General features: G+C 67.9%; 4 protein-coding genes, 1 tRNA gene and 1 pseudogene. 1 reads left to right on the top strand and 5 read right to left on the bottom strand.

From position 1 onward, the window contains the following. Positions 1–87: 87 nt before the first annotated feature. Entirely contained in the window at positions 88–1,437 is a 1,350-nt protein-coding gene (locus tag OXU43_04230) for an HlyC/CorC family transporter (GenBank protein MDD9824363.1), read from the top strand. Here OXU43_04230 and radA read toward each other — a convergent pair. The 5 genes and pseudogenes from radA to OXU43_04255 form a co-directional block, all read right to left on the bottom strand. After that, positions 1,406–2,776, bottom strand: coding sequence for a DNA repair protein RadA (gene radA, locus OXU43_04235; protein MDD9824364.1), 1,371 nt, complete (start codon positions 2,774–2,776; stop codon positions 1,406–1,408). The genes OXU43_04230 and radA overlap by 32 nt on opposite strands. Continuing rightward, complete coding sequence (gene alr, locus OXU43_04240) at positions 2,763–3,848, bottom strand: alanine racemase (GenBank protein MDD9824365.1); 1,086 nt, start codon at positions 3,846–3,848, stop codon at positions 2,763–2,765. The genes radA and alr overlap by 14 nt, the downstream gene beginning before the upstream one ends. Positions 3,849–3,860: 12 nt before the next feature. Beyond that, positions 3,861–5,255: a replicative DNA helicase gene (gene dnaB / locus OXU43_04245; GenBank protein MDD9824366.1), complete on the bottom strand. Its 1,395-nt coding sequence runs from the start codon at positions 5,253–5,255 to the stop codon at positions 3,861–3,863. A 376-nt stretch (positions 5,256–5,631) separates the two neighbouring features. Then, a pseudogene (gene rplI, locus OXU43_04250) lies at positions 5,632–6,075 on the bottom strand (50S ribosomal protein L9). 91 nt (positions 6,076–6,166) lie between these two features. Then, positions 6,167–6,243: transfer RNA gene (locus OXU43_04255), tRNA-Met, on the bottom strand. Positions 6,244–6,443 lie beyond the last annotated feature (200 nt).

The raw sequence follows: 6,443 nt of genomic DNA on the forward strand, positions 1-6,443 counted from the left end.
GGGGGAGTGTGGGTTTCGCGCAAGCCCTTGCCATAGGGGCCGGGCTTCGGGGAAAATAGCCCCCCGGGCGTCAATCGCAAAGGACTGTTGGACGATATTCCCCTACCGACTCTGGCGGCGGCATTGCTGCTGCTGATCTGCGTTTCTGGCTTCTTCTCCGGTTCGGAGACGGGCATGATGGCCTTGAACCGTTACCGGCTGCGGCACTTGGCGCGCAAGCGTCACCGGGGCGCGATGCGCGCCGCGCGTTTGTTGAAGCGCCCGGAACGGCTGATCGGCCTGATCCTGCTGGGCAATAACCTGGTCAATATCCTGGCGGCCGCCATTGCCACCGTGATTGGCCTGCGCCTGCTCGGCGACGCGGGGATCGCGCTGGCCACGGGCATGCTGACCGTGGCAATCCTGATCTTCGCCGAGTTGTTCCCCAAGACCGTGGCCGCCTTGTACCCGGAGCGGGTTGCCTTTCCGGCGTCCTGGGTGCTGGAGCCGCTGTTGCGCTTGACGCGCCCCCTGGTGTGGCTGGTGAACACCATCACCAACGCCCTGATGCGGCTACTGAGCCTGCACCGCCGTCCGGCCGACGCGACCGCCCCCCTGGGCCAGGAGGAGTTGCAGTTCCTGGTGCGTGAGGCGAGCGGCATGATCTCGCACCACCACCGGAGTATGTTGCTGAACATCCTGGAGCTCGAGCAGGTTACGGTGAACGAGATCATGGTGCCGCGCAGCGAGGTGGCGGTGCTGCGCCTCGAGCAGACGCCTGCCGAGATCCAAAGCGCCCTGGGGCGTTGCCGCTATACCCGCCTGCCGGTTTGCCGGGGGTCGCTGGACCAGGTGGTGGGTATTCTGCATAGCCGCCAGCTGCCCCGGCTGTATGCCGAGCCCGAGGAATCCTTGCAGGAACGACTGGCCGAACTGCTGGAGGAGCCCTATTACATTCCCGAGGGCACTTCCCTGCATGCCCAGTTGGTTCATTTCCAGCAGGGCAGGGAGCGGGTCGGGCTGGTGGTGGACGAGTACGGGATGGTGCAGGGGCTGGTGACCCTGGAGGATATCCTGGAGGAGATCGTCGGCGAGTTCACTTTTCCCGCCCGGGCGATGGGCCGGGAACTGCGCCGCCAGAGCGACGGCAGTTGCCTGGTGGACGGCGCGCTCAGCATCCGGGAGCTCAATCGGCGCATGAAGTGGCAGTTGCCGATGGGGGAAGCGCACACGGTCAACGGTTTGATTCTGGAGCGCCTGGGGAGCATACCCGGGGCAGGCACCAGCCTGCGCATAGGCAGTTACGCCATGGAAATCACGCAGAGTTCCGCCAACGCGGTCAAGGTCGTCAAGATCGAGGACCTGGGCCGGGGAGAGGACGCGGAGCGGGAGGAGGACGGGAAGGAGGACGGGGAGGGCGAACCGGCTACGGAGGGGCCTCCGCCCGCAGCAGACTGAGCGCCTCCGCAAGGCGGGCGGCGGGTATGGCCGTGATGCCCGGCATTCGGCCTCGCGGCCGGTTGGCTTCGGGCACGATGGCGCGGCGGAAGCCGTGTTTGACCGCTTCCCGCAGCCGCTCCGGGCCGCCCGGCACCGGGCGGATCTCTCCCGCCAGGCCAATCTCTCCGAAGGCCGCGAGGTCGCGGGGCAGTTGCCGCTCCGCCAGGCTGGAGGCGACTGCCAGCAGGATCGGCAGGTCGGCTGCCGTCTCGCCGATACGGATGCCGCCGACGACGTTGACGAACACGTCGCGCGAGCCGACGGCGATGCCGCCGTGCCGGTGCAGCACGGCCAGCAGCATGTCCAGCCGGTGCTGGAACAGCCCCAGGGCCAGACGGCGGGGCGAGGCGGTGTGGCAGTCGTCCACCAGGGCTTGCACCTCGACCAGCAGCGGCCGGTTGCCCTGGCGGGTGATCATGACCACGCTGCCCGGAGACTCTCCCGGCGCGCCGGACAGGAACAGCGCCGAGGGGTTGTCCACCGGGCGCAGGCCGCGGTCCGTCATTGCGAAGACTCCCAGTTCGTTGGCTGCGCCGTAGCGGTTCTTGACCGCCCGCAACAGCCGGTGCCTGCTGCCGCCGTCGCCTTCGAAATACAAGACGGTGTCCACCATGTGTTCCAGCAGCCGCGGCCCGGCGAGCACGCCTTCTTTGGTCACGTGTCCCACCAGGAATACGGCCATCCCCGCGCGCTTGGCCAGCCGCACGCACTGCCCGGCGCACTCGCGCAGTTGGGTCGCGGTGCCGGGGGCGGCGCTGAGGGAGTCGCTGGACAGGGTCTGGATGGAATCTACGATCAGCACGGCGGGGCGCTCCCGGTCGGCGGCGGCCAGGAGCCGCTCCAGGTCGTTGTCGGCCAGCAGGCGCAGGCCGCCCGGGTTCAGCCCCAGGCGGCGGGCGCGGCTGGCCACCTGGCCGGCCGATTCTTCGCCGGTGACGTACAGCGAGGCGACGCCGGCGGCGTCCAGAGCGGCCAGTGCCTGCAACAGCAAGGTGGACTTGCCGATGCCCGGGTCGCCGCCGATCAGGATCGCCGATCCCGGCACCAATCCGCCGCCCAGAACCCGGTCCAATTCGCCGATGCCGGTGGTTTGGCGCGGCTCCTCCGCCGTTGCCAGATCTTTCAGGGACAGGATGCGGCCGGCCGCTGCCGCCTGGCGGCGCCCCATCGCGGCGGCAGGGGCGGCAAGCGTCTCCTGCAGCGTATTCCAATTGCCGCAATCGGGGCAGCGCCCGGCCCACTGGGACAGCATCGCGCCGCAGTCCCGGCACTCGAATCGCGGCTTAGGAGAGGCCACGTTCGACAATACGCACCCGGCGCCCGAGCGAGCACAGGAGCTGGTGAGGGATGGTGTCGGCCCGCGCCGCCACCGTTTCCACCGGCAGCTCTTTGCCCCAGAGGGTTACCGGGTCCCCGATCTTCGCCCGCGGGCAGGCGCGCAGGTCCACGGCCAGCAGATCCATGGAGGCGGGCGGGATCAGCGCCGCCATTTTTCCGCCGACCAGCACCGGCGTGCCGGCGGATGCATGGCGGGGATAGCCGTCGCCGTATCCCGCCGCGACGATTCCCACCGGCATGTCGGCGGGGCAGGACCAGTTGCCGCCGTAGCCGACCCGTTCCCCCGCGCGCATCTGGCGCACGGCGATAAGCCGGGAGCGCAGGCTCATTACGGGCCGCAACCCCGCCGCCGTGCCGTTGCCTTGCGGCAGCGGCGAGGCCCCGTAAAGGATCAGCCCCGGCCGCAGCCAGTCGGCATGACTCTCGGGCAGCGTCATGAGGGCGGCGGAATTGGCGATGCTGCGTTCTCCCTCCAGCCCGTTTACGCACTCGGAGAAGCGTCGCAGTTGCAGCGCGTTTAAGGAGTGCCCCGGGGTGCTGGCCGCGGCCAGGTGCGTCATCAGCCGGACCGGCGGCTTCACCGAGGCGATGCCGCGCAGCCGCCGCCAGGCATCGGCAACCGCCTCCGGCGCGAATCCCAGGCGGTGCATCCCGCTGTCAATTTTTAGCCAGGCGCGTACCGTTTGCCGCGGGGAAGCCCGCTCCAGCAGCCGCAACTGAGACTCGTCGTGCACCACTACGCTCAGCTTCAGGGCCGCCGCCTCGCGCAACTCCTCCGCGGCGGCGCAGCCGGCCAACAGCACCACTTCCTGTTCCCGGCCGCTGCGGCGCAGGGCATGCGCCTCGTCCAGACAGCAGACGCCGAAGGCGTCCGCCAGGGCGAAGGCGTCCGCGATCCGTTCGATGCCGTGGCCGTACCCGTCTGCCTTCACCACGGCCATGAGGCGCCGCCCGGGCGCCCATTTCCGCACCCGCTCCAGGTTCCGGCGGGCGGCATTCAAATCTATGATTGCATGGGTCGGCCGGTGCAACCCCTGGTCCCCTCAGCCCGCCGGCGCGGGAAAGCGGTCTTCCTTGGCTAAATTCTCGAAACAAGTAAAGCGGGCCTGGAAGGCAAGTTTGACCGTGCCGATCGGGCCGTTGCGCTGCTTGCCTACGATGATCTCGGCGGTGCCCCGGTCGGGGGAGTCTTCATGATACACCTCGTCGCGATAGACGAATGCAATCAGGTCGGCGTCCTGTTCGATGGCCCCGCTCTCGCGCAGGTCGGACATCAATGGCTTGTGGTCGGTGCGCTGCTCGACGCTTCGGTTCAGCTGGGACAGCGCCACCACCGGGATGTCCAGCTCTTTCGCCAGCGCCTTCAGGGCGTTCGAGATGCCGGAGAGCTCCGTGGCCCGGTTCTCCACCGAACCGGGGATATGCATCAATTGCAGGTAATCTATCACCACCAAATCCAGCCCCCGCTCCCTGGCCATTCGGCGGCAACAGCCGCTGAGCGCGGTGGGGGAGAGTGCCGGAGTGTCGTCCACGAAGATGGGGGCCCGCTCCATGAGTTTGATTGCGCAGTCCAGATTCTTCCAGTCGTCTGGGTGCAGCTGGCCCGTGCGTAATTTTTGCTGGTTGACGTGCGCCAGCGAGGCCAGCATGCGCGTGGCCAGCTGTTGCCCGGACATTTCCATGCTGAAGATCGCCACCTTGCGCTCCTCCCTGATGGCGGCATGCTCGGCGATGTTCATGGCGAAGGCGGTTTTGCCCATGGAGGGCCGCCCCGCGATCACGATCAGGTCGGAGGGCTGCAAGCCGCTGGTGAGCTCGTCGAAATCGTGGAAGCCGGTCGCTATTCCCGTGATGTGGCTGTTCTTGTCCTTCAGCTCGTCAATCCGGTCGAGCGCCCCGGCCAACACATTGGCGAGCGTGCGGTAGCTGTCGCGGCCTCGCATCCGGTTGCTGGCGATCTCGAAGATCGAGCGTTCGGCCTGGTCCACGAGCTGTTCCATGGAGAGCGCGCCGGTCGCATAGGCCGTGGCGGCGATCTGCGTGCCGGACTCGATGAGTTGCCGCCGCACCGAGCAATCCCGCAGGATCAGGGCATAGTCGCGCGCGTTGGCGGCGCTGGGAGTCCCCTCCGAAAGTTCCGCCAGGTAGGCGTCGCCGCCTATTTTTTCCAGTTCGCCGTGGGCGCGCAACCACTCCGCCAGGGTGAGGAAATCGGCGGCGCGCGTCTCCGCGCGCAGGGCGGCGATGGCGCGGAACAGCAGGCGGTGACCGGGATGGTAGAAGTCTTCCTCGCTCAGTAGCTCGACTATCTGGTCCCAGGAGGCGGGGTGCAGCAACACCCCTCCCAGCACCGCCTGTTCGGCGGGTATCGAGTGAGGCGGAACCCGCAACGCCCGGGAGGACGGTTCGGAAATCAATTCGCTAGGCGCGGAAGACATTCAGCATACCCCGATTCGCCGGAAAGGAGCGCGAAGCGCGCGCTTCATATGCTGGATTCCTGCTTTCGCAGGAATGGCGAGGTGGGGTGCGGGAATGGCGGGATGGGGTGCGGGAATGGCGGGGTGGGCCGTCGCCGCCACTGCCCCCGCCCCCCTGTCCACCCTGTCCACAAAGTCCACCCTGTCCACAAAGTCCACCCTGTCCACCCCCCGCCAGCCAGGCTCCAACACGCGCCGCACGGGGGACGGGCCGCCCGGCGGCGGACGCTCATGACGGTTCCGGCGGCGTCTCGTTTTCCGGTGCCTGCGCCTGCTTTTCCTTTTCCGGCGTCTCCTCTTCCTCCGGGGCCTCGCTGCCCCGCGGGGGCTCCGAAGACTCCGAGACGACTACCACCCGTACCGGTACGCGCAGGTCGGGATGCAACAGCACCTTTATCTGGTGCTCTCCCTGCGTGGAGATATGCCCTTCCGGCATTTGCACCTCGCTGCGGGCCAGCTCGATCCCCGCCTGCGTCGCCGCCTCCGCGATCTCGGCCGGCCCTACCGAACCATGCAGTTTCCCTTCGAGTCCGCTGCGCGCATGGACCGTGATGGCGACCTGCGCCAGCGCGGCCTCCCGTTCCCGCGCGGCGGCGAGGGCCGTTGCCTGCTCTTTGGCGAGGCGCTCGCGTTCGCGTTCGACCTGGGCCAGGTTTTCCTGCGTGGCGGGTACCGCCTTCCCTTTGGGGAACAGGTAATTGCGCGCATATCCAGGGCGCACCCGCACCTCGTCGCCGATATCTCCCAGCCGGTAAATCTTCTCGCGCAGAATGACTTGCAATGCCGTGCCCTTTCTCTTTCGGGTCCTTTCCGGGCCCGAGCCGTGCCCTCCTGGCGCGGGTTGTCCCTTGCCGCGGGAGAGTCTCGGAAGCTGGTTGCGGGGGCAGGATTTGAACCTGCGACCTTCGGGTTATGAGCCCGACGAGCTGCCAGACTGCTCCACCCCGCGCCCGTATTCTACTCCAGGCCGCCGACGCCGTGCAACGGCACGTATGGGGCCGCCTAGCCGTTACGCAATCGAGGGGAAAAGGCTCCCACCGCCGCCCAGCCTACCCCGCTATTCCCGCCCCTGTTCAAGCCAGGGGCAAGCCTGCGCCTCATTCTTCCCATCACTCCCCCCTTGAGGGGGAGTCGCAGCAGCCAAGCCGT

It is taken from the genome of Gammaproteobacteria bacterium (assembly GCA_028817255.1).
GTDB lineage: Bacteria > Pseudomonadota > Gammaproteobacteria > Porifericomitales > Porifericomitaceae > Porifericomes > Porifericomes azotivorans.